This window comes from Photobacterium iliopiscarium (assembly GCF_003026395.1).
Classification (GTDB): Bacteria; Pseudomonadota; Gammaproteobacteria; order Enterobacterales; family Vibrionaceae; genus Photobacterium; species Photobacterium iliopiscarium.
The window spans coordinates 255896-280343 of record NZ_PYOO01000001.1 but is presented as its reverse complement, the minus strand read 5'-3'; the positions used below and the strand labels follow the sequence as shown (position 1 = coordinate 280343).

General features: G+C 36.5%; 18 protein-coding genes. 11 read left to right on the top strand and 7 right to left on the bottom strand.

Annotated features, from left to right (window positions below):
* Nucleotides 1–194: 194 nt before the first annotated feature.
* Nucleotides 195–2975, top strand: coding sequence for a competence protein CoiA family protein (locus C9J51_RS01230; RefSeq protein WP_107274800.1), 2781 nt, complete (start codon nt 195–197; stop codon nt 2973–2975).
* Between the two features lie 497 nt (nt 2976–3472).
* Nucleotides 3473–8185, top strand: coding sequence for an AVAST type 4 anti-phage nuclease Avs4 (gene avs4, locus C9J51_RS01225; RefSeq protein ID WP_107274799.1), 4713 nt, complete (start codon nt 3473–3475; stop codon nt 8183–8185).
* 259 nt (nt 8186–8444) lie between these two features.
* On the opposite strand, the gene C9J51_RS19605 is transcribed toward avs4, so the two are convergent.
* Nucleotides 8445–8579, bottom strand: coding sequence for an endonuclease (locus tag C9J51_RS19605; protein ID WP_322788489.1), 135 nt, complete (start codon nt 8577–8579; stop codon nt 8445–8447).
* Nucleotides 8580–8825: 246 nt separating this feature from the next.
* Here C9J51_RS19605 and C9J51_RS01215 point away from each other — a divergent pair, with 246 nt between their 5' ends.
* The 5 genes from C9J51_RS01215 (at nt 8826) to C9J51_RS01195 (ending at nt 14942) form a co-directional block, all read left to right on the top strand.
* Nucleotides 8826–10688, top strand: a complete 1863-nt coding sequence (locus tag C9J51_RS01215) for a hypothetical protein (protein WP_045039442.1) — start codon at nt 8826–8828, stop codon at nt 10686–10688.
* 548 nt (nt 10689–11236) lie between these two features.
* Nucleotides 11237–12010, top strand: a complete 774-nt coding sequence (locus C9J51_RS01210; RefSeq protein ID WP_107274797.1) for a hypothetical protein — start codon at nt 11237–11239, stop codon at nt 12008–12010.
* Nucleotides 12011–12056: 46 nt separating this feature from the next.
* Nucleotides 12057–12767: a hypothetical protein gene (locus C9J51_RS01205; protein WP_045039443.1), complete on the top strand. Its 711-nt coding sequence runs from the start codon at nt 12057–12059 to the stop codon at nt 12765–12767.
* A gap of 472 nt (nt 12768–13239) precedes the next feature.
* On the top strand, nt 13240–14550 hold the full coding sequence (locus C9J51_RS01200; RefSeq protein WP_045039444.1) for a hypothetical protein: 1311 nt from the start codon (nt 13240–13242) through the stop codon (nt 14548–14550).
* Between the two features lie 116 nt (nt 14551–14666).
* Entirely contained in the window at nt 14667–14942 is a 276-nt protein-coding gene (locus C9J51_RS01195) for a hypothetical protein (protein ID WP_045039445.1), read from the top strand.
* Nucleotides 14943–14984: 42 nt separating this feature from the next.
* Here C9J51_RS01195 and C9J51_RS01190 read toward each other — a convergent pair whose 3' ends face one another.
* The 4 genes from C9J51_RS01190 to C9J51_RS01175 all read right to left on the bottom strand — a co-directional run bounded on the left by C9J51_RS01190 (nt 14985) and on the right by C9J51_RS01175 (nt 19666).
* On the bottom strand, nt 14985–15971 hold the full coding sequence (locus C9J51_RS01190; protein ID WP_107274796.1) for a TniB family NTP-binding protein: 987 nt from the start codon (nt 15969–15971) through the stop codon (nt 14985–14987).
* Between the two features lie 10 nt (nt 15972–15981).
* Entirely contained in the window at nt 15982–17793 is a 1812-nt protein-coding gene (locus C9J51_RS01185) for a Mu transposase C-terminal domain-containing protein (RefSeq protein ID WP_107274795.1), read from the bottom strand.
* Entirely contained in the window at nt 17786–18472 is a 687-nt protein-coding gene (locus tag C9J51_RS01180) for a TnsA endonuclease N-terminal domain-containing protein (RefSeq protein WP_107274794.1), read from the bottom strand. Before C9J51_RS01180 ends, C9J51_RS01185 begins: the two co-directional genes overlap by 8 nt.
* Before the next feature lie 150 nt (nt 18473–18622).
* Nucleotides 18623–19666 carry a GMP reductase gene (locus tag C9J51_RS01175; protein ID WP_045039448.1) on the bottom strand — a complete coding sequence of 348 codons (1044 nt, stop codon included), beginning with the start codon at nt 19664–19666 and terminating at the stop codon, nt 18623–18625.
* Between the two features lie 393 nt (nt 19667–20059).
* Here C9J51_RS01175 and C9J51_RS01170 point away from each other — a divergent pair, with 393 nt between their 5' ends.
* Nucleotides 20060–20434, top strand: a complete 375-nt coding sequence (locus tag C9J51_RS01170) for a hypothetical protein (protein WP_231579469.1) — start codon at nt 20060–20062, stop codon at nt 20432–20434.
* Nucleotides 20435–20520: 86 nt separating this feature from the next.
* On the opposite strand, the gene C9J51_RS01165 is transcribed toward C9J51_RS01170, so the two are convergent.
* Nucleotides 20521–21534 carry an AraC family transcriptional regulator gene (locus tag C9J51_RS01165; protein WP_045039449.1) on the bottom strand — a complete coding sequence of 338 codons (1014 nt, stop codon included), beginning with the start codon at nt 21532–21534 and terminating at the stop codon, nt 20521–20523.
* A 212-nt stretch (nt 21535–21746) separates the two neighbouring features.
* On the opposite strand from C9J51_RS01165, the gene C9J51_RS01160 reads away from it, so the two are divergent.
* The gene (locus C9J51_RS01160; RefSeq protein WP_082301441.1) at nt 21747–22115 is read left to right on the top strand and encodes an MFS transporter; all 369 of its coding nucleotides are present in this window, start codon (nt 21747–21749) and stop codon (nt 22113–22115) included.
* Between the two features lies 1 nt (nt 22116).
* Nucleotides 22117–23340, top strand: a complete 1224-nt coding sequence (locus tag C9J51_RS01155; protein ID WP_045039450.1) for an HlyD family secretion protein — start codon at nt 22117–22119, stop codon at nt 23338–23340.
* A 109-nt stretch (nt 23341–23449) separates the two neighbouring features.
* Here the strand turns inward: C9J51_RS01155 and C9J51_RS01150 are convergent, their stop codons facing one another.
* Nucleotides 23450–23773: a hypothetical protein gene (locus C9J51_RS01150; RefSeq protein WP_045038909.1), complete on the bottom strand. Its 324-nt coding sequence runs from the start codon at nt 23771–23773 to the stop codon at nt 23450–23452.
* 296 nt (nt 23774–24069) lie between these two features.
* Between C9J51_RS01150 and C9J51_RS01145 the strand changes: the two genes are divergently transcribed.
* On the top strand, nt 24070–24387 hold the full coding sequence (locus C9J51_RS01145) for a hypothetical protein (RefSeq protein WP_045039451.1): 318 nt from the start codon (nt 24070–24072) through the stop codon (nt 24385–24387).
* Nucleotides 24388–24448: the final 61 nt, after the last annotated feature.

Here is a 24448-nt window from a genome sequence, read left to right as displayed (position 1 = left end):
CAGTTAAATAGACCCAAAAAGTTTCGATCTTTAGTGTTAAAGTTTCAATCTTTATTGTCCGCTGACACAAATACCTTTTTTAAAACTCAATACATCTCGCTATCTATTACTTTTTTGCTGGCGAAGGAATAAAATGCTGTTCTCGTTGTATGTGTGTAGATGCAATGCAAGCTAGTTAGTGTAGGAGAGAAACGGTGTCAGTAATTAATGTAGTTAGCCGGCCATTGTGGGAGGTGTTTTATGGTAACCCCAAAAAAGTAACAACTGTTGGGCGACTGCTAGAAAACCCATTCAAGCCAACTGATGTTAAGTATCAGGAAATCCTAGCTAACATCAACAAAGCAAAACATGATCACGATGAGCATTATCTACGCTGTTCTTTCTGCAACTCCCCGCTTTATGGCAGAAGAAATACTGGAGAAAAAGACAGTAAAGAACAATTTACTTACGCTTTTTGTCACAACAAGCACGCTAAAGACAGTAATATTGAACAGATTAGCTCTTGCCCTTTCTATACGGGTGCCGGTAATGATCTGTATAAGAGTTATTGTTCTGACAAAGAGAATGAGTGGCGAACTAATAGTAAGTACGATGTTATCTCTGAGTTAGAGCGTAGTAAGTCTGTCTTATCTCAAAGTATTATCAATAGCCATTTCATATTTTCTAATGATGATGAAGTTAACACACGCAGAAAGCCGGATATTTACTTTGAGGACCAACAAGCTAACAAATGGGCAGTAGAGTTCTATCGTAGCTGGATTACGACTTATGTTGCCTATAGCCGTGAGGCTTTCTTTAGAAAACAGGGTATTAACCTATTATGGCTATTCCCTGTAGATAATGGAATTAATAGTGCTGCTGTTGAAGATTACATTATGTTCGGCTCTAATAATTCATATCTCGCTATTAAAGAGCAGCATAGAGCCGCCAACAACGTATTTTACTTCGGTGAAAAACAGTTAACGGCAACAAACAAGAATGGCGAACTGACCGTTTTAGCTAAGTACCCTGTTATCAATAAATTAAGTGATAACGAATTTGACGTTGAGTTTTTATCAAAGGAAGTCTCTATTTCAGAAATGTCACTCTCTCCAAATGAGCGACTGCCTTTTGCTGTAGATACAAAGCCAAACTTGATGAATTATAGAAATGACGTCGCTTACCACTTAGTACGACTTAGAAAGGCTTATCGTTACTGTAAAGCTCATCTTAGCTACACAGATATCCCTAGTTCTATTCTGACTGCGCTTAAAGCTGTTAGAGACAATCTAGTTAACTTTGAATTTCAAAATAATCACACTCAAAATCGAGTTAATACCCTATCTTTACGGCTGCAAAGCTATTGCTCAAGGGCTGGAAAAAACGCTAGCTACTCCCGTTCTAAGGCTGCGGCCAACTTACTTACGGCAAAAGATCTTCGCCGCAACCTTACGGTCGTACCATTAAGAAAGTTTAAGCAAGTTGATTTTGATAACCTCAAACGACTGGGTAATTGCATCCCTAATTTAAAGATCACCTCTCAATTTATTTCTATGGGGGAGTTTTACACTGAACTCAACACAGGGATAGAGGGCTTAAATCAACTCAAGCAACAAAGGGTAAATACCTCACATGCTTTGTTGACGTTGCGTAAGCTGGAACGTCGTGTTGGCTGTTTTGAGTATCTACCACAGGAGCATATAAGCAAGACTAATGAGTTGAGGTCTGATCTGGATTTCGCATTAGTAAGTAGTAGAACATCAGCTATTGTTGCCCATTTGAACCAAAAGATAGACAAGGCTATTACACGCTCTTTTCGTCATTACCTTACGACTGATATTAGAAAAGTCCGTTCATTACTTCAAAGTTTTTCATCTCGTATTAAGCCACTAAGTTGCATGTCAAAAGATGATATTGAGCAAATGAACCAAGGTGAAATAACTCAAGCACTAACCTTATTACGCAGTTTGGATCCTGAGTTAGACCGAGCGAAAGGCCGACTCTCTGATGTTCGATATACCGCAGAAAAACGAACAGTTGAACTGCTTCAAAAATCGCTTAACAAAGCAAAAAATCATCATGCAGATATTACGACTAAACTCGTCGCTAAGGAGAACCGCTTATTTCAAGAAAAGCTTTGGCATGAAGAAAGATTGAAGAGGATTAATACTCAAAAAGAAGAGTTTTTAACTTCTTTAAAGCGACTTCACGAACTCTACCTTGTTCTGAAAAATCTTGAACTCTCACCTGGTAACGTGATGCAACGGTTTGATCTTGCGCTCTTACATAACGAAGAAGCGATAATAATATCGAGAAAGATTAATGAATATCTTGATAGCTCTGATAGCTCTGATTGCTCTATCGATAGCGATGTATCGTATCTCAATTACACAGATAAAAACTCTTGTAAACAGTTGGTTGATGAATACTGGTCGATATTTGGAGTGTTTAAATCTGACGCTGATCTGAAACTTGCATCCGAGTTTGATGCATTAACCGATAAATTAGAGTTACTTAATGCTGCAATAAGGAAGAGAGAGAAGAATGTAACAGATCTTCACGCCATTCAATTAGAGCGAGAATCACTACTTAGTTACGTTAAACACTATGGGTTTCAAGCACTAGATGAAAGGTTAAAACGGTCTAGGTGGCACTCTCTTTGCAGGCAGGCGGAGTCATTATTATCACCATCATGGTCGCAAAAGGAGAATGTACGAGGCAAAAATGGCGACAAGAATGCTAATAGAGAGCAACGTGATCACAATGCTTCAGTTTTAACGCAAATTAGGCATCAGGAGCGTGATATACGTCGTTATTGCTCTGTTTATGTTACTAATAAAGGCGTTAAATTAAACTTGAATAGCACTTACGGGCAGCTAAAACGTAATATCAATATCCTTAATGAAGAGCATTTAAGTAACTCAACTAAGTTGATATTAGAGTCAAAGTTGAGTGCGATTAGCGAACTTTACGCTTCAACAATTAATGACCAATGACGATCAAATTTACTACGGCAAGCTATTGCCGTAGTTGTGGGTGTACATTAAAGATTGAAACTTTTCTTCTTCCGAAGCTCGTTTCTATTATGGGTGTCAGAATCCAATTGTAACAATAAAGATCGAAACTTAGGTTTTATCAACATGGCTATCTAGGAAAAGTGTGACAACAAAGTTTGAAACTCATTTCTGTCCAACAACGAGCTAGCTCAGAATTGCCCTTAAATGTCTTAACGTAAATGCATTCATGGCGCCTTTGGAGTGAACTAGATACTGTTAGTTTATACTGCGACTTCCTATAAAGTTTTCTAAATACAGACATTACTGATTTACTTTATTTTCTAATGGAATGGATAATTTTTCGAAGTGAAAGAAAAAGTTTATAGAACTAGGTTGTATACGACAAAGTATATTTTGACGAAAGTCAGATTCAGTTTTGCACTTAATATGTTAGATTCTCGATGTCTATAATTTTAATTAAATAAAGGTATTAGGTAGTGGTTAAGCCCGACTGGAATGTTTTCAAAGCCAAATTTTCTGATAATCCTCAATTTCATTTTGAATGGTTCTGCTATCTCCTTTTTTGTAGAGAATTCAAACAGCCTTATGGGGTGTTTCGATATAAAAATCAATCAGGGATCGAGACTGACCCAATAGAATCAGACGGTATAAATGTAGGTTTTCAATCCAAGTTTTACGACACTTCGTTATCTAGCAATAAACCAGAACTAATTTCTACACTTGTTAAGTCCAAGCGAGACTACCCTAGCTTAGATAAGCTGTTCTTGTATACAAATCAGGAATGGGTGCAAACTTTCCATAACAAGAAAGCGGAGAAAACCGCTGCACAAGCTGATATTGAAAAGAAAGCGCAAGAGTTAGAAATAGAAATTGTTTGGAGGACAGCTAGCCATTTTGAATCAGATTTTGTTACTCAAAATTGCTCAGATCTGAGTAAGTATTTCTTTTTGAATGGCGACTCTATATTAGATTTGATCGAAAAACAGGAAATCCATACTCATTCTATTTTAAAAAGTATTAAAACTACAATGCTCTTCAATGGACAAAAAATATCAATAAATCGAGAGAATATTCAAACAATAATACAAGATGAATCAGTAGCAGTATCGATAGTTTGCGGCCAAGGAGGTGTAGGTAAAACAGTTGAAATTAAGAAGTTAATTCAGGAAAAACAAAGTTCACTTGCACTATTTGCATTTAAAGCTACAGAGTTTGAGTTGAGAGAATTAGATGACTTGTTTTCAGGCAAGTCTGTAAGTGATTTTTTAAGTTTTTTTAGTGATACCAAGAATAAAGCTTTAGTAATAGACTCAGCTGAAAAGTTAATGGATCTCGATAATCAAGAGCCATTCAAAGAGTTTGTAGACTTAGCTGTCGAAAATAAGTGGCGAATAATCTTCACAACCAGAGATTATTATTTCGACGATTTGAACCATCTTTGCCTGGATGTTCTTCAGGTAGTTCCTCAGAAGCTCTATATTTCTAAATTATCCAATGATGAATTGGATAACCTGGCTCATGAGTACAATTTTCAACTTCCGGAGGACTCAAGGCTCAAAGATTTATTGAAGTTACCGATATATCTTAACGCATTTCTAAAATTTTATAATCCTCATGCAGATGTGTCACTGAGTTTCTTTGAATTTAAAGATTACCTTTGGAAAAGAATAATAAAAAATAATGATATTCGAAGGGAGATGGTTTTTTCCGATTTAGCGTTGCGTAGAGCAAATGAAGGTAAGTTTTATATGCCTTTGTCAGGTGTAGATATAGAGGTTGCAAAGACTCTATTGAGAGATGAAGTTCTTGGCGTTGAGGGTTCTTCATTTTTTATCAGCCATGATATTTATGAGGAATGGGCTTTAGAAAAAATAATAGATATGGCTTTTAAAAATAGGCAATCGGTCAAAGATTTCTTTGAGTCTATTGGCTTAGCTTTATCGATTAGACGAAGCTTCCGGCTCTGGCTTTCAGAGAAGTTACGTTTGGACTGCTCGGACACAAAACTTTTCATTGACCAGGCGCTTGAGGAAGAGTTTATTTCTTCTGTTTGGAAGGATGAACTAATTGCAGCAATATTATTATCTGATTATTCATATTCATTCTTCGAAAACTTCAAAAGAGAACTGCTAAGTAGAGATTTAGACTTACTCCAAAGGGTTTCATTTATTTTACGTCTTGCCTGTAAACAACTAGACAATTCAATTCTTAAATTACTGGGGCTAGAGCAATCAGAAACATTCTATTTCACTAAACCCAAAGGGAAAGGCTGGGAAGCGTTTATTGAGTTTCTCTACGCGCATAAAGTGCAAATAGGATTCGAAAATTTAAGAATCTTTTTGCCTGCTTTATATGAATGGAATAGCTCAGTAAATAACGGGGAAACTACTAAAAAAGCGAGTTTGTTATGTCTTGAATACTATGAGCAAAGCGAACCAATGTATTCATATTCTAGAGATGGAAAGTTCATTGATTCAGTTTTAAAAACGATAGCCTACGGCGCTCTAGAGATAAAGTCAGAACTGAGTGCGTTTATTGATAAAGTTTGCCACGCTAAGCAAACCAAGAGAACAAGGTATTATGATAATTTCGCAAAGTTGTTACTTAAAGAGTCGGATGGCATTTACGTAGCAAAAGCGTTACCGAGTAAAGTTTTAGAAATGGCTAGCACGTACTGGCTGAAAGAATATACACCTGACAATCAATATAGAAGTTATAAAGAAAGAGAGCAGATATTTGGTGTTGCTGATGAATTTGACTTTAATTACCACCCTGAAAGCGCGTATCAAACACCAATTTACAGTTTACTGCGTTTTGACTTAAAAATGACCGTAGACTTTGTTATAAAATTCATAGATAAAGTCACTGACAATTTAATCACTTACTATAGTGATTCAGAATTTCCCACAGGAAAGTTGATTATTGATGACACCACTTCAGAAGTAGTATTAGGCCAAGACTTATGGGGAGCATACCGTGGTGCCGATGGAGCGCCTGATATAGTCAAATCAATACTTATGGCGCTGGAGAAATTTTTTCTTGAGAGAGCTAAAGATACAGAGGCAAAATATCTCGAATTATGGCTAAAATATTTATTAAAACATACTAAATCATCTGCTATTTGTGGCGTCGTTGCTAGTATCGTTTTAGCAAATAGAGATAAGCTCTTTAACGTCGCAATGATTTTGTTTGAAGTTAAGGAATTTATCCAGTTTGATATTGCACGAACGGTTTTTGATAGCCAACACAAAAGACAGCTAGAAATGTTGGGGTCAATGTTCGGCGGCTTTCAGCACAATAAAGCTCACCAAGATGAACGAATCAAATCTTGCGATGCGCCTCATAGGACGGAATCTCTAGAATCACTCTGCCTTTACTATCAACTTTTTGGCCGAAAGGGAGAGGTTGAGGAACCTGAAGTTCAGCACAGACAGAATAAAATATGGGCGTTACTAGATAAGTATTATCAAGAAATAGAAGCCGCCAAAGGCACAGAGGATTTAAAACTTTGGAGAATGTCTTTAGCCAGAATGGATAGGAGAAAGATGAATATAATCACGGAAGATATGGGCGATAAGATAGCCTTAAACTTTAATCCTGAGCTTACACCTGACCTTCAAGAGATGTCAGATAATAATCAGCTAAAACAAGAACAAGATTTTAAATATTCACCTTTATTAGTGTGGTCTAGAAGTAAATTAGATCAGAATGAAGACTACAAAAAGTATCAACAATATGAGTCTTCACCCGTAAAAGCGATGGAAGACTTAAATGAGTTGGTAAGTGTTTTAACAGACATGGATAATCCTCCAAGCGATATTTTTATTCACTTTAACCGTTCGACTCATATATATGCTTCAGCTGCACTTTTTAAATATCATTATGAAGACCTTTCCAAAGAGCAGCTATCTTTATGTATTAGCATAGTTGGGGAGGAGTACGAAAAACCTTTCAATGAAAATTATAGATATCAAATTAGTGATGGTTTAGATGCCTGCTTTGCTGTAATCCCCGAAATGTTTAGCCGCTTTCCTGAGCATCGGGCAGCGCTCAAGCTTATATTAGTGGCTGGACTTATAAGAACGGATTCTATAGATATACACGGTTCACAAAGGTTTAGTGCATATGCAATTGCTGCAATCGTTAAGCTGTGGAATGAATTTGAGCAAGAGGTTCGTTCAATTTATCTAGGTTATTTATTATTGAATCCTCTTTACTCAAATCTAATTGAAAAAATCCGACAAGAAAGCTTCGACAAAAAACAATTTGAAGTTCGCTTTGATGGCTTGTGGAAGAGGCTGCTAGAGGAGAATGAATCGATTATTTCGGCAATCGAAGAAAATGGCATCGGAGAAGCGTACAGTATAGATTATGAACAGCTAGATATATTCAGTAAATCGGTTGCAATATTTGTTCTTCCAAATAAAACACTTGGTTGGCCTAAAGAAGCATTCATGAAATTGCTAGATGTATCAGCTCACTCCCTTTTGACAGATGAAAAAGACCGTTCTAATAACTTCCATAGTTCAAAAGAGTTTTTCAAAAAAAGCGCTTATTACATATTAAGTTCAAGAGTTGAGGAAATCTCTGAGCTATTAACCCCATATTTAACCCATTTCGGTTCCTCCGAAGGTACAGCGGACCTACTAGAGGAGTTCGTTCTGGCTCAGGACAGTATTGCGGCGTATGAGCAATTCTGGGAAGTATGGGAGCTATTTAAGCCCAAAGTTTTGGAGTTAGCCCAAAAAGGGTATTTAGGTTACCGCTCAGAAAAAGTTATTAGAGCTTACCTTTTTGCCTTACCTTGGTGGAAACCTGAAGCAAAAAGTTGGCATACATTCACAGCAAGGGATTCTCGATTTTTTGCAGAAATGTCGATTAAACTCTCTCAATCGCCCACTACACTATGTTCAATCGCAAAACTGTTAAACGGCATCGGTAGTGAGTATCTCCCCAATGGAGTGCATTGGCTCGCCCAAATATTAAACAATAATAATTCGTTACTAACTGCCGACTTAGATGACGATACAATTTATTACGTGAATAAGTATATGAAAAAATACCTTTTTCGAGAGCGAGCTAACGTAAGGCGCACACCAGAATTAATGGAAAAAACTCTTACTGTTCTTAATTTCTTAATAGAAAGAGGAGAGGTGTCGGGTTATTTAATGAGAGAAAACATTGTTTAATAACAATAAACCGAATCAATCTTAAGAGAATAACTAGCTGAAATTGAAGCGGACTGTACTCAATATTTTTAGTAATTGCAAAGTGTCTCATACTTGAGCTGTCAATTTGTGATGACAGATTCGACACAACCTGAAAGACTAAATTTGGCTCAGATAAGTATTTCGGCTCTAACCCAGAATTGTCCAACAACGAGCTGATCATTTTGACTAGCTCGTTGTATACAATAAGATAGTTATTAGAATGTTCTTTACACTTATATCAATTACAACGACTTAGTAATACAGGGCTCTTATTACCTTGTACTTTTTCAATCATCTCTGAACGTTCACATTCCCATTTGGTAACAGGATATTGCTGATCCCACGCTTTTCCTCTGAAGAGCCTGTGCCCCAAAACGTGTTGTAGACCAAAGTACGAACATAGATTTGCAGTTAACTTAGACCTACAAAAAGTAATGATGATAAAAAGATAAAACCGGACCCAATTGTTCGCAAATTAGTCGGAATAGAAAGAACTGTATCAGTTGGTTTTATGACCAAAATGTTGGCACCTACAGGAGTATAACAACTGTGCAAGGTGCGGTTTGGGTGAGAGGCGAACCATCCAATTTGCGATCTACCTCGAGTAGGAACTGAATCAATGAATAAGAAAAAATGTCTGTACACGAGTTCAGTCATTCAGTCGGTAGCTAATAACTATGAAAGATTTATTATTCAAAGTGCTGATATCGATCATCAAGGCTTGTATTTGCATAACGACAAAATTTATGCACTAGTGCCTAATCTTTCTGATCTCCTAAAAGAAGAGTTAATTGAACGCTATGAAAAGGTGCTTGTCGTGGGCAGGCCTAGGCCAGAGTTTTGTGGGGATGTTGATAAAAGTGCTGAACGCATTCCATTGAATGACACATGGAAAAAAATATGTCTGCATGGGCACCCGTTCACAGCCCCAGAAGCAGCAAATGAGTTAAATATTCATTTGCCAGAGAAATATCATCCATTCCACTTTGATTTTAAGTTGGCTACTAACATCTTTGAACTTAAGCTGCGCTTTGAGCCGAATGAAGATGAAACCAACGAGCTAAAGATCCTATTGGCAAGTTTGGGGTATGATGACTATGAGTTAGTCGTGACGGTTGACAAAGCGATACCCGAGTATCCATCAGAAGGTGAAACTGGCAGAAAAACAGTGGGTTATGATCCAAACAGTTTGCTTTTAAAAGCAAAGTCTTTTTTACCTAAATCTTACTCAAAAGTTGTTTTGGATAAATATCAGGAGGACCAAGATTTTTGGGTAGATAACAGAACCAAGGTATTTTCGGACCTTGAATTTTCTCAATCAGAATTTATCCCTACGTCTATTCTCAAGTCAACTAGCTGTTTTGTCGATGCCAGTGTTTTTTCAAGGCAAAACATTCGAGAATATCTGGCACTGTATAAGACGGTGATTATTGCGCTGCCGTTCAATGATAACCCGAAACTTTCGGTAGATTTTTATCAAATGTTCTCAATCAATCGCTTCGAATTGCAGGAGTTGGTAAAAAGGCAGCGGTTAAAATTTACTATCACACAAAATATAAAGCGCTATTCCATTGAGTTAATAACTACGATTCTGGATGTTGATCCCAGTGCGATTGTGTTTCCTAGAGCTTTAGCATCTTCTACTATTATCGGAATGCGAAATCGTTCAGGCATATTGGGGCATACGCTGACCACTGAACAGCAGTTCCATTTTATTCGTGTCCTTAAACAGGAAGGATCTGAAGCTGCGCTCAAGTTAGCAAATTCCGTAAGCAATTCTTGGCAAGATATGGAATATCTTGTGAACAAACTTGGCCCCACGGGAATTTCATATGTTGGAATGGGCCAATTTATGTCAAATATGTATGCCCATGAGGAAACTAGTATGCTGGGTTGGTTAACAGCGAGTTACGAATATTCTTTAGGTCTTGGCGCACATTACGTTCCTTACTATGACCCAAACCATCCAGAATGGCTTAAGGCATGTGAATACATTGGTGGTTGTTATGCCGGATTTCAGAGGCAAAATCCTATTCTTAAAGAAGCAGAGATAGGGATGCTTCTAAATAAAGTTTATAGCATAAATAATGACATGGATGTTTTGGAGCTGGATAGGGTTTTTTCGGGACGGGAAATACCATTTGCTACCGATATACTGGAAAGGTTTTCTAACCTGACCGAAGAAGAGTTATCGCTTAAGCTCATGGAACTAAGAACGGAAATCGGAAAGCTAGAGGCAAACCAAAAGAGATTATCTAAATGGGATCTAACTGGATTCCTTGGAGGCTCTGCGGCTCTAGCTTTTAATCAACCATTTGTAAGTATTTTAGTATGGGGGATGATGGTCGCACCTCGTTTATTGAGTCATACCCATCCACATCTAGAGGTTTTTAATAGATTGTCAGCTATCAATAATCGAACATCTAGAGATGTTGTTTTGATTAAACGGTCGCGTGACCAAGTATCTAGCGTGGTTTCATGATTGAATCAGTGTCGTGCATGAGGTAATTGGGCTAACAGGTTTGGAAGATAGGCAATACTTCAAGTAATTTATATGCTGCTAATTTAGCGAAATGCATGACGCATTTCTGTCCCTTTATGAGTTAGCTACTTGGCTAACTCATTTTTGCCCCAAAACGAGTTAGATCAAATACTCATTCATATCGTATTAACGTGATTTTGGATTAATTTTATTTGCTGTATATATCAACAGTTATAATGAAACGTGGTGATTTTATCGCTTTAGTTCCGTTTTTAATAAGAAATATTTCTTATTAAAAACAGAGGTAAAGCTATAACTAATTGATAGTTAAATAATTTAACATTTCGGTTTGTATTTAATAAGACTGATTAAATACATTTCTTACTTTCTACATTCCCAATAAACATTTTGAAACAAAATAATGCAATCAAACTCATGATATTTATGAATCAAATTTATTATGATTGCAGGATTTAGAAATGTGTTTTTGCGTGAAAGTAAGAATGCTTATTAATAAGCTGTTAGGTGTTCATGAGGTCAGTTAAAGAATGAGTTTCAAAATTAATAGAATTAGCAGCAATAGTCTTGGGACACATTATGGCATTTTACAAAATGGAGAGTTAATCCATCATGAATTTAGTCGTGCGGCGGCAGAAAAAGTACTCGGAAAATTACAGATTGGAAAAACGCTTGAAGAGGCACTTAAACCTGAGCCTGCCCCCAAGCCTGAACGAGTTATCGCTCGATTTGTAAAACCTCAAGTTTCATTGACTAAGCAACATAAAACTCTTGTCACTACAGCGGTAACTGCTGAGAAAAAATTCGAGTATGACCTGGTGGTTTACCGTCAAATTGCGAACTTAAAGGTAAATGAAATCGTTCAAGTGACGAATCGAAAGGGACATAGATCAACAATACATATTACGAATATAGTAAAATTGAGCTGGCACCAACTCCAATTGTTAGTCTCAGGTGGTAGCACTAAGTTCGAGAAACAGTATTTACTTTATAAGGAGTACAGTACAAAACATCGAGCAAATAACGTTTTGAAAGGGATGAGTTTAAGCCAGGCCGAGAGTTCAGAAATTCAAGAGTATATAGGTATTTTTAAGGAAAATGGGTTCTCAAAACACACACAAGTAAATGATTATATAACTAGCAATAACTTGTGGGAACATTTCCCGACGATTCGTTCACTTAACGATCATGGCGAATACAGAGAAATCGAAGGTATTGAGCCTCAGTACTTTGAAGTTGTTTGCCGTATTTTAAATATATCCGGTGAAGGAGGAAGAAGCTTAGATAACTTCAAAAAGTACTAATTTAGAACACACCTAACAGAGCATTATGTAATTAAAGGAGCTTCAGGTGGAAATAGGAAAGTCTTTAGTAGAATCAATTAAATCAGATAAAGTTAGAGGCTTGAGCGCAGATCTTCTAGACTTGGGCATGAAAGAGTTAGTTGAGCACGATGCTCTGAAAGATATCCCATTCTTTGGTGTCATGGTTAAAACTTACGATGCTGCTCAGCATGTACGAGAGGCAATGTTTGCTAAGAAAATATATGAATTTTTAGCTAAGATATCGACTCTAACAGTTGAAGAACGAGCTACAGTGATTAATGAAATTGCTGATAAAAGAGGCGGTATAACAAGAGCGGGTGAAACTATTGTTTCTCTTATTGATCGTTGTGATGACCACAAGAAACCAGAGTTGATCGGACGTTTATTTATTGCGTGCGGTTTGAATGAAATAACTATAGAAAAATTCCTAAAGCTGTCAAATATTATTAATAACTTATACTTAGATGATCTATTAGTACTTGAGAATATTTATGAATCCAATTACTTCAACAAGCAGGAAATGAGTGTTTATGCTTCTGTTGGACTAATGAGCATGTCAATTGCTAAACCTTATGAATATGGTTCAGAGCGCTCTGTTGATATGCTAGCTGAAGCCGTTTTCGAAAATGGTTTTGAGCTTCAATATGATTTTAACGAGGACGCTAGAATAATTGCAAAGCAGTGTTTTGATGTTAGTCCACCTCATCAAGCTACGTTGGATAAATTCTTCAAATAATTACATAACAGATAAGGATATGTGTCGCGCAGTCGACACCTATCCGAAGTGTTGGACAAGCCCAAGCCACCTTAATATAAGTAAATATTGGAAATATCATGAGGGTAATGCTGAAAATAAATTAAGCGTTAACCTTATTTTTCCTAATACCTACCAGTCTAATTAGAGTAAATAATCTAAGCAGTTTCTGTCCACAGATGAGTTAGCTATTCAGCTAACTCAAAATTGCCCCATTATTAGACAGAGCAAATACTCATTCATATCGTATTAACGTGATTTTGGATTAGTTTTATTTACACCATTAACCTAAATCTTCGCCATCTTGCCTTATAAGTAACAAAACGTGACCACGGCAGTGACATCGAATGCATAATAAAAGTAATATTGTCTAATTTTTCAAGCTTTATGTTGTGTAAAAGTAAAAATATTTATTAATAACTGCTAACTGTATAGTTGAAATAGAGAGCTATGAATGAAAAATTTTGAAATTGAATCAATGAAAGATCAGATTCACTTTGGTAAAACTAAGGAGTACTTCGAAGAAGTATTGACGTCTTATCAAGTTGGATCGTATAGGTCATCTGTAGTGATGTTATGGGCTGTTGCAATTTCGGATATTGTTTACAAATTACAGTATCTAGTTGACTTGTATTCGGATGTGGCGGCTGAGGAAATTTTGGATGAAGTTAGGTCTATTCAAAGTGAAGACGCTAGATCTTCTAAATGGGAATTAGGGATTGTTGATCAAGTCTTCAATAAAACCAATCTTATAGATAGCGCAGAATACGAGAATATTCGATATCTTCAAAAGCAGCGACATTTGTGTGCCCACCCGGTACTTAGAGGTAACCTAGAACTTCATAAGCCCAACAAAGAAACAGTTCGGTCTTTGATTCGAAATACGTTAGAAGGTTTACTTATAAAACCACCATTTTATACACAAAAAGTGATATCTGAAATACTGGAAGATCTTGATGAATCCAAAGAAGCTTTGAATACAAGAGATAAAGTTAAAAAGTATATAGAAAGCCGCTACCTGAACAGAATGACAGATGAGGTTGAGTTTTCGCTTTACAGAACTCTTTGGAAACTGACTTTCAAAGTTGCTAACGATAAATGTAATGAGAATAGGCTACTAAACCTAAACGTTATTGGAGTAATAACAAACCGCCACAAAAATAAGCTAGCCGAGCTTATTAGCGCTGATCAAGATTACTACAGCAACATCGCATCAAATGGGCTTCCTCTAGATTACATAGTTCATTATTTGTCAATGAATGAGTCTTTCTATGGGCTATTAACAGAGGATGCAAAATTAAAAATTCAACATGCATCGGAAAGTACAGATGTCGGGCGGACATGTGGTTGGTTTACCAGAGGTGATTTATCTAATCATTTTGATTACTTGACGACTTGGATAGAGGGGGAAGCACATCCTAATTTTTCTGAATCACAATGGAAGTACCTTCTTGAATTGTCAGACAGTGAAGAATGGGAGATGCAATATGCAAAACTGATTTCTTCATACTATTGCTGTAGTGGAGGCTTTAATACGGCAGATTCGAGGTTCGCTAACTGTCTACTTCCAAACTTACAATATTTTAATCAAGAAGCTGCTGAATATTTGTTACAGAAGATAGAAAGCAATAATCAACTGTATAGGAGAAACCGAGCTAGTTTAGATCATAAAAAAGTCAGAGAAAGTTTTAACATATTTTTTCCAAGTGATTTTGATTATTCGCTTTATCCTCATTTTGATGAAAATACAAGACCAGTTGAATAAGGCTGTTAACAAGAGCTTCAGATGGATTCGTAACCGTGTGCTGAACTCGCTGTCACTCAATCATGGCACAAGTTCACTCACCGCTTAATTGTGCGTTAGGTCTAATAGGAGGAATATTGAACGAAGTTGATATAAAAAAAGTGTGTTTTGATTGTGAGTTCTATAGTTTTGGAACAATCAGAGTTTTTGAAAAAAGACAAAGTTATTATGGTACATGGTTGAAGAGAATCACTTTTTTAGGGCTTTTGTCTCCCGTTGTACTCGGAGGTTTTGTTGCAGCCTTCAGTACAGAGAGTGAGGTACTTAAATACATTTTATTGCCGTTATTGAAGTGGTACATTAAATTTGGCCACTACATTATAGGTTTTGCAATATCTCGGCTTATCTGTTAACTACTAATTTAACAAAAGTTATAGCTTATTTTTGTCCAAAAATTAGCTAAAGATCTTACTCTCATCGAAAGGTTTTCTTTTTCCTCTATTGTTGCGCATATAATCTTCCCAACCTAAGTCATTAGGTTGGTCTTGCAACATTCTATCTGTGATCTTGACGCCTTGAGCAAAAGGGTTTTTCCATGTTGAGAGTTTATTGCCAGATGTCAAATTAGAGGCAAATTCCCAGTCGTTTTTACTGATGCAGTTATTGTCGTTTTCAATTGCATTTACCGCAGCATGAAAGACTAAATTTCGAAGTGAACGCATATTTCCTTGCGAAAATGCATAGATTTTTTTTGCTATAGGTTCTGATGCAAGGTTTGATAATTGATCAAAAGGTAAGGCTTCATCTAAACGTCTGAGAAAACCAGCATAAATGCCATAATTATTGATATAACTAAATGGTTTTAATTCAAACTGTATCGAAAAGCGGCTTCTCAGCTGACTGTTTGCTGCCAAGACTACTTTTGAATAGGGCATACCAAAAAGAATGACAGGACATTTTGTCTTATTTATTAACATCTTTAACCAGTCACCAACTCTTGAGAGTATTCTATTTGAAGATTTTTCTACTAAGTGTTGAAATTCATCAATGATAATAAGCTCTATTTTCATTGTTGGTACTAAATCTACTATTCGTTTTGTTAAAATAGCTAAGTCTGATTCATAAAGAGCTAAGGGATCTTCAAGGTAGAGCAGGAGTTCACGAGCGGCATCTACAGGTTTTGCATTCTCTGGTAATTCGATATAAACAACAGGGACAATATCTTGTCGTGCTGTTGAGTCTTTATCATTCGCTTTTAGGTATTTTCTTATAATTGAGGTTTTTCCAACGCCAGATGCGCCATATACCATCATACACGATGGTTCTGCCCCAAATTTAGAGAGCCTTCTGCATCGATCTATATTGTTTATGATAGCAGCTACATCAGGCGTAGATACAAACGCTTTTTTTGCTTTGGTAATTCTTGTAATGTTGTCATCCATAATTTAGATCCTATACATAATCAATATCCCATCCACTACTATCTTCTTTTTCAATATTTTTAGTAGATGTCTTTTGATTATTAGCAGATTTTTTTTCTTTAGGTTGTCGAGCATTAGCAGCCATTTGTTCGTTTTCTTGATATCGAGCAGCACGACGTTTATTTGTTATTGTTGTTTTTTTCTTTTGAATAGATTGATCAACAATTTCATCAATTCTTAATTCAGCATCAATTTCAGAGTCTAAGTTATGTTCGGTAATATTGAGTTCTTGTTTTATTTTTAGGTTTTTTTTATGCATCCATAAAGTTACTGTACTCGCATATTCATAATCAATAGCAGGGACTTTGAAATAAGATTCTGTATCTTCATCAAGAACCCATATGAAGCCCATATTTTCGCGGTTATATTTTATCGCAACTTTATGATTACCTTTCTTACCTCGGTATTCTGCTAATCGTTCACTGCTATAAAAAAGCTCTGTTGCTAGTCCAATCCCTTCTTTTCTTAACATTCGTTTATCTAACTTAGTAAAATAGAAATCAAGTTCTTCGTCGGTACCAAGAAATTCATTCGGAGGCCAATTTTTTTCAGCGTGTTTCCATACTCTATTTGGGCAATTTGTCCCTCTTGAATTTGGTCTAGGATGAAAAATATCAACAAGCCATGTAAGGTATATTTGTTTGATTTCACTTAATGTTAATGAGGCTTCGTCGCTGGAATTGTAGCCCTCTCTTTGTAAGTAATTACTAAATGTTTTACCAGGAAGATCATTAAGTAATTCAGTGTTAGTGGTTCCATACTGCCGTTCTGTATGCGGTTTATTATCAGGTGTTTCTACTCTGTTTTGATGAATGTTTATAAGTAAACTGTCACAAGCAAGAGTAAAGTCTTTAGACAAAAACTCTTTACCATTATCCGTAACAAGTAGGTCAGGGATTCCATAACATAACCACTCATTTTGAATTGATGGATAGTTTTGTAATAGATTATCTTTGCGTTTGATTGCATTTTTTAATGCTAAAGCAACAGACATGTAACTTGGTGGTTCAAAGCCAAGGTAGAAACCAATTACTGATTTGCTATGACAATCTACTAGTTGAGTTAAATAAGGACGACCTATAGGTACTCGATGTTCTTCATGAACAGCAAATAAATCTAACCATGTATGATCAACTTCTACTCGTTCTAGTAAGTACTCAGTTTGGATTTTTTTCCCCATACGACGGAATTCTCGTTTTGCTATTCGATCTCCTTTGCTTGCAGCTAATTTTTCATAGGGGGTGATTTTTTTTACGCGCTTTCTTATGGCTTCATATGAAGGGTAGGTATGCTTTGTTTTATGGGTAAGATTATATTGTCTTACTTTTCTTCTGACTCGTCTAAAAGCTGTACTAACATTGATTTTATTGGCAGAAATTACTTGTTCAACAGCTTGATCAATATAGACTGATATTGTTTTAGGTACCTTCGTGTTTCTATTTCCCTTTTGCTTAGTCTTTGGTACTAAAGATAAAATACTAAAGTTTGATTTTTTATAAGTTAACCACCATCGATAGATAGTAATTGCACTTGGTATTGATCGCTCTCCTTGTTGTTGAAGATCAGCCCGTAAGCGTTCAATTAAAACTAAGTTTATTTCTGAACTTTTATTCAATATATTTCGAAGTATACTTAATCTGAGTTTAGCTTCATTTTGAGCTTTTTTGCTAAATGATGTTAAATCTTGCAAATCATCATTTTCGATAAATGTGAGCTTACTGGAAGCATTTTCGCTATCAGATGTTGGGGTTCCATGAAAACTAGAAAATGATGTTCTAGACATAAGTTGTCTTTAATTCAGTTTGGTTATTCAGAAGAACTCTAAGGTCAGTATTTATCAAGTACTTAGACAATAAATCATAAATCATCGGAATTATATTTTTACTATTACTAAAATGATCAATTATTGTTTCTAGCTTTGTTGAGCCATGTTTATTCAAATACTTAAGAATAGTTGTTTGCTCATAAGTTAATTCAGAATGAGATGCATATCTGTGCATACGTTTTAAGTTTTTAAGAAGAGGAATATGTCTAATATCGTGTTCTTCAATCAATTCAAGATCTACATCAAAAAGTTTTCTCGCATACTGTCTTTTTGCCTCAAACTCTTTAGTAAAACGTTTTGAATTAACAGCATTTGGTGCCTTAACTTCGTATAGAACCATCTCACCACAATAAAATTCGCATAAAAAGTCAGGAACATAAGTACGAATAATTCCATCAATGACATAACTATATCTAATAGGTTGTGAGCAAAATCGAGAGATATTTTTATTAAAATCAAAATGAAAACAGGCATCGAATTCCAATGTCGATTCAACTGAAATGATAGTATTCATTTTAATGCTAACGTAACGATGTATATTTTTCCCACGAGATTTTGTTAACTTTCTAGCTGGTTGAGTAAATGCGAACTCAAGAGGAGAGTCTGTTTGATATGTCGTTGCAGGAGAAGGTTGCATAAAATTGCCTCTTTCACCATATGTAGTAAACTTACATAAGTATGGTCTAAAAAGAGGCAATATCAAGTTATGGTTGTATTAAATATCAGCTTATGGTTGTAAATATCAACTTATGGTTGTTTCAACACTATTTATTGAAAAATATTAAGCTTACTCTTTACCGTAAACGTTATTTTCTTGTTCTTGAACACGGATAAACGTTGTACGCTTAGTTAATTCTTTTAGCTGTGCAGCACCTAAATAAGTACAAGTAGAACGTATACCGCCCATGATGTCTTGGATGGTGAAATTTACAGAACCACGGTAAGGCAATAATACTGTTTTACCTTCAGCTGCGCGGTATGTAGCGACACCACCAGAGTGCTTAGACATTGCGCTCTGGCTCGACATGCCGTAGAACTTCATGAATTGCTTGCCGTCTTGCTCAATGATTTCACCGTTACTTTCAGTGTGGCCTGCAAGCATACCGCCAAGCATTACGAAATCAGCACCGCCACCAAAGGCTTTTGAAACATCACCCGCACATGAACAACCACCGTCACCGATAATACGACCACCTAGGCCGTGAGCAGCATCTGCACATTCAATGATTGCTGAAAGTTGTGGGTAACCAACACCCGTCTTAACACGCGTAGTACATACAGAACCTGGGCCAATACCGACTTTAACGATATCAGCACCCGCAAGAATAAGCTCTTCAACCATATCACCCGTAACCACGTTACCCGCACTGATTACTTTATCAGGAAATTGTGCGCGAACACGTTCAACGTACTCGACAAGGTGCTCAGAGTAACCATTGGCAATATCAATACAGATAAAGATAATGTCATCGGTTAGCGCCATGATGTCTTTGGTTTTTTGGAAATCGGCATCAGATGTGCCTGTTGAAACCATGACGTTATTTAACACTGATGCATCGTTAGCGTTAATGAACTCGGCCCATTGCTCGACAGTGTAATGTTTGTGAATTGCGGTCATTACTTTGTGTTGTGCTAATGCGATAGCCATATCAAAACTACCGACTGAATCCATATTAGCAGCAATAATTGGCACACATGACCATTGACGGCCACTATGTTTGAATGTAAAATCGCGGGTTAAGTCAACTTGAGAGCGACTTTTCAATGTTGAGCGTTTTGGACGAAATAATACATCTTTAAAGCCTAATTTTAAGTCTTGTTCGATACGCATGATATTTATTCCTTAAATCTTATCGAATGTAGCTCAGGTTAAATCGTTACTGGCAGGTAACTTTTTTGCCTTTTGAGCAGGCGCAAAAAAACCGGAGCGTTGGCAGACGCTCCGGTTTTCAGCATTATAGGCAGAGATTTGTTAAATACAACCCTTTAAATGTAAACAAATATATCCCAATGCAAAAAAAATGATTCATAATGATTTCTTTCTTATGGTTAATCTCTTCTTTTTTATCATCTTTTAATGTTGATCCTTTGCTAATCGCCACACAATTTATGTAATTGATGGGTTTGAAAATAAATCAAATTGCAGTTGGTATCTCTTTTTTTAAAGGCTATGATTAAATTTTGGGATAACACAAAGCATTAAATGGGCTGTGGAAGGTTTTACTTGTTTAAGAGACGAAAGAAAAAAAATCAATTTCCCGTTGATTTTTATGGCGAAGAGGGTAGCTGGCGCTTTGTGATCCGTGCTATGTGCCAAGATGAAATCATTGACGCCATGTATTGGTGTGCGCATATTTCATGTCATCGTAAAGAGTTTGATTTGTTGCATATTGCGAGTGATAAATTTGATTGTCGGTATAATTATTCAACCGCAGATTTATCAGATTTACAATTTGGCTTAAGTGGAACACCGCTTAACGTGACCATGATGGGACCGATTGTATTGATGTCGACAATTAAAGAGCATTTTGTTGATAATGAAGTAAATCATGGATCTGAATTATCAGTGTCTGAAAAATTGGTTAATGTAATGGCTTAATTTAAGTCGTGTTACAATAGAAAAACGCTAAATAATAATCGTTATTTAGCGTTTTTTTATGGCTGTTTTTTAAGAAGGTGCAGCAATTAATTCAGACTACGTTCTAATAGTTGTTGTTGATATTGTGCGGGGGTTAGGCCTCGGTTGCGTTTAAATGCTTTACTGAAACTTTGCACATTACTGTAGCTAAGTACTGTCGCTATCATTTCGATACTCATACCTGAGAGCATATATTTTATGGCTAAATTACATAAAATATAATTTGTCATGCTCGTAAATGTCCAACCATTATCATGTAATCGACGTTGTAATTGTTGACGTGATAACCCAATTTTTTCGGCAATAAAATCCAGTGTAGGAAAGCCGTAATAACGTGAATAGTTAATAATTTCAAACATGACTTTAGCCAGATCTAACGGTTGAGGCATGTTGAGTAAATCATCAAGTTGTAAATTTGAAACAAGAATAGGCTTGGTTATTGGTAGTGGGCGTTGATTGCCATGTTCTAACATCGAAAGATTTAACCAAACTTTTGTCGCCGGTGATTGCCATGTGATTGGGCAGCCGAAAAACTGTTGAATAGCCGGATCTATTATTTCAGCACCCGATAACTCTATTTTTAAAGGGACATAATCATCCCCCATGTAGTTACGGGTGACTTGGGTAAATAAAATCGCAATTTTTAAGCTGTCAAAACTCGCCGCACGCCCATGTGCATAGTTATTGTAATATACCCACTTAACAATTTTTCCTGATTGTTGACCATGAAAAGACGCCCCTCCTTGTAAACATGACACACCATAGTTGATCCGTCGAAATGCTAACGCGAGATCAGGGCAAGTCACATACCACTTACCAATTGGCCCTATATGTTCAAATGTTAGATCGGCGGCTATTTTGATCATATATGCTGGATCGTTGGTTAATTCTTCAATCTGTTCTAACCACTGTAAATAATCATTGAAAGGGATCAAAGACATCGGTTCTTTAAGTAATTGAGCAGGAATACCTAATTCAGCTAAGCCTATTCCATAGTGTTTTTGTAAGCCAAGTTCTAATGGTTTAAGAAAGGCGGTTCGAATAAATGCAATATTGATCATGATGTTCTTCTTATGGTGCTAATGGGCATTTTACTGAAATAAGTAGGATTATTATCGTTAGTGTAAGTCTGGTTGTATCAATTATTGGCTATTTTTGATTTAAATGGACTTGAATTATACCGTTAATGTGAGCTCTCTCCATAATGACGGCTATTCATCACTGCATGAGTGATGGCTTATTAACTATTTTAGTTTTGAACCGGAGAATGTGGATGAGCTTATTGAGTATGCCCTTTGTCGATACCAATATAGATACAGTATTAAGTGTTTTTGCGGGAGTAGTCTTAATTGCAACTATTGCCGCCGTTGGAATTGGTTTTTGGAAAATACATGAATTACCGATTCATAAAGCATCGACCAAAGAGCATCACCAAATAGGCTTGATAACAGCCTTAACATGGATTGGCTTTGTGTGGCATTGGGTGTGGGTGTTGGCGGTAATTATTGCATTTGTTGATGGTGAAAAAGCTTTGTGCCGTATTCGAGATATTTGGCATGGGGATCGTTTGCCTGTAGTGCCTGCTATGTCTACAGATGCTATGTCTACCGATGCTATGACGACAGATACGGAGGAGAAATAATATGTTAGAAGGTTTAGCTGTTTGGGCTCTGTTTATCTATTTACTGCGTTTAGTGGGCATGCCATGGAATAAATTCACTCAAGCTTTTGCGTACATCGGTGGCGGCAGTTGGTTAATCTTTGTCTGGTTTGGTTTAATTACTTATGCGCCAATGGATTTATCTGGTGGCTCGTTAGTGCAATCACCACATGTGCAGTTGCGCCCAGCATCGACATCAATTAATGGCCGTGTAAAAGCCATTCACGTTGAGCCAAACAGTAAGGTTACTGAAGGCCAATTAATTTATGAGCTTGAGCCTGAACCCTATGTTATTGCGCTTAACAAAGCACAAGCTAACCTTGATTCTGTAAATGTTGCTCGAGATATGGCTGAGCAAGATATTGAAATGGCACAAGCATCAGAAGTTGCGGCAGTGAAAGATATTGATATCACAACGAAACAGTTGTCAGCAGCAAAAGCGGATTATCGCTTAAAAAGTACCATGTTGGCGCGTTATGTGAAGCAAAATAATGTCGTGAAACATACAATAACAGCAAGTATGTTAGATGAGCAACGTACTGCGGTTGCTGTGGCGAAATCGCAGCAAGTGATGTTGGATTCACAAATTGAAAAAGCCCATATTGCGGTTAAAAAAGCCCAATTAGGAATAGAAAAAGCCCATTTAACCTTAGAGAGTCGTGACGTTGATATTATTACCGCACAAGAAAATGTCGCGAAAGCACAATGGGATCTGGACAATACCAAGGTTTATGCACCAGCTGACGGTTTTGTAACGAATTTTATTATGCGTGAAGGTCAATATGTTGGCTCTGTTCCACGTATTCAAATGTATACCAATGAAAAATATGTATTGATGCGCGTTAATCATCAAGCTATTCGTAATGTAAAACAAGGGCAAATGGCTGAGTTCGCTTCCGCTGTTTATCCTGGTAAGGTGTTTGCCGCAGAAGTTGAAGGCATTGTTGAGGCAACGGGTGAATCACAGGGTAATTTGATTGGCCGTGAAACTAATGTTCGTCAAACAACCGGCGTCAATATAGCCAATAAACACCATTTTGTACGCTTAAAGCTTTATGAAACAGAAGGGTATGATATTCCTGTTGGTTCCGTCGGTTTAGCTTGGGTCAGCGCTGAAAAACCGATCAGTTTTCTTGGTTTTTTAGATGTTATCCGTGGCATTATCATTCGAATGAAAGCACAAGTTTTCTATATTTGGTCAATGTAAGTATTTGTAAATTATAATAATAGCTTTGTATTTTGGTTCACCTGCCGCTGTTTATTCTGTGGCAGGTTTTTTTTATTGCGCGATACGGTTTAATTTCACTAAAGCTGTGTTAAAACTCACTGCTATTGTAATGTTGGTAGTGATTAATAATATCTTCAATCAGTTCTGGTTCTGAAAAATCATCAACAAAATAGCGTTTTTGATCATTTTTAAGGAAAACTTCAAGGTGTGTTTCATCACCATCGACACTAGGGATAAAGTGGATAGCATATTCATATGGCAATTGTTTATCGTTAGTGATCACTAATCTAAATCGACGATCCATACAGTAAATATCAGTAAAATAGCCAGCAGCTGAGAGGCGTTTACTTGCTTTTGTCACTGCTGATTTTGCGATGGTATAGCCCGTGTTATGCGCGGTGATAGTTACCATGACGAAGCCCTCTTTTATTGATGTTATAGGGGTAACGTTTGTCTGTATGACTCGATTTTATCGGGCGAAGACACATGGTTACCAACTAAATAATTCAATCATCGTCATTAGATCTTTTCATCAATAGTTTAGTTTTGATTTTTGCTTATTTTTTTTGAATAACGACTGGATTATGTATGAAAATGTAATAATTATAGCCATTTTGCTTTTTATTATTACATTTTAGTCTCAAATCAGTGTTTTTGTAGATAAGATTTGTACAATAAGAATGAATTTTCAATTGAGAGAAACACGCTATGGTACACAAAACACTTCGTATTATTCCCTTAGTTGCATTATTAGCAACGTCTATAACTGTGCATGCTGACGGTGTAATTCATCGACTTGATAATCAACTTTCTCATATTGAAAATACAATTAATGGAACCCAACGTACTATTAGGCGTTCACAAAATAAATATGACAATACGCAAAGAACCATGACAGAACTTAAAAATGGCACTTATGCAGAGAAAAGAGTGGAACGCGCAGTAAAAAATAAGAAAAGAAGAGCGGTGAATAGTTTGATCCATCGTTCAAATAACGCTATTCGTAAAGCGACTAATATCTACTAATAAGAACGATATGATAGATAAAAAAATGCGGCTACCGTTGGGTAGTCGCATTTTTCATGTT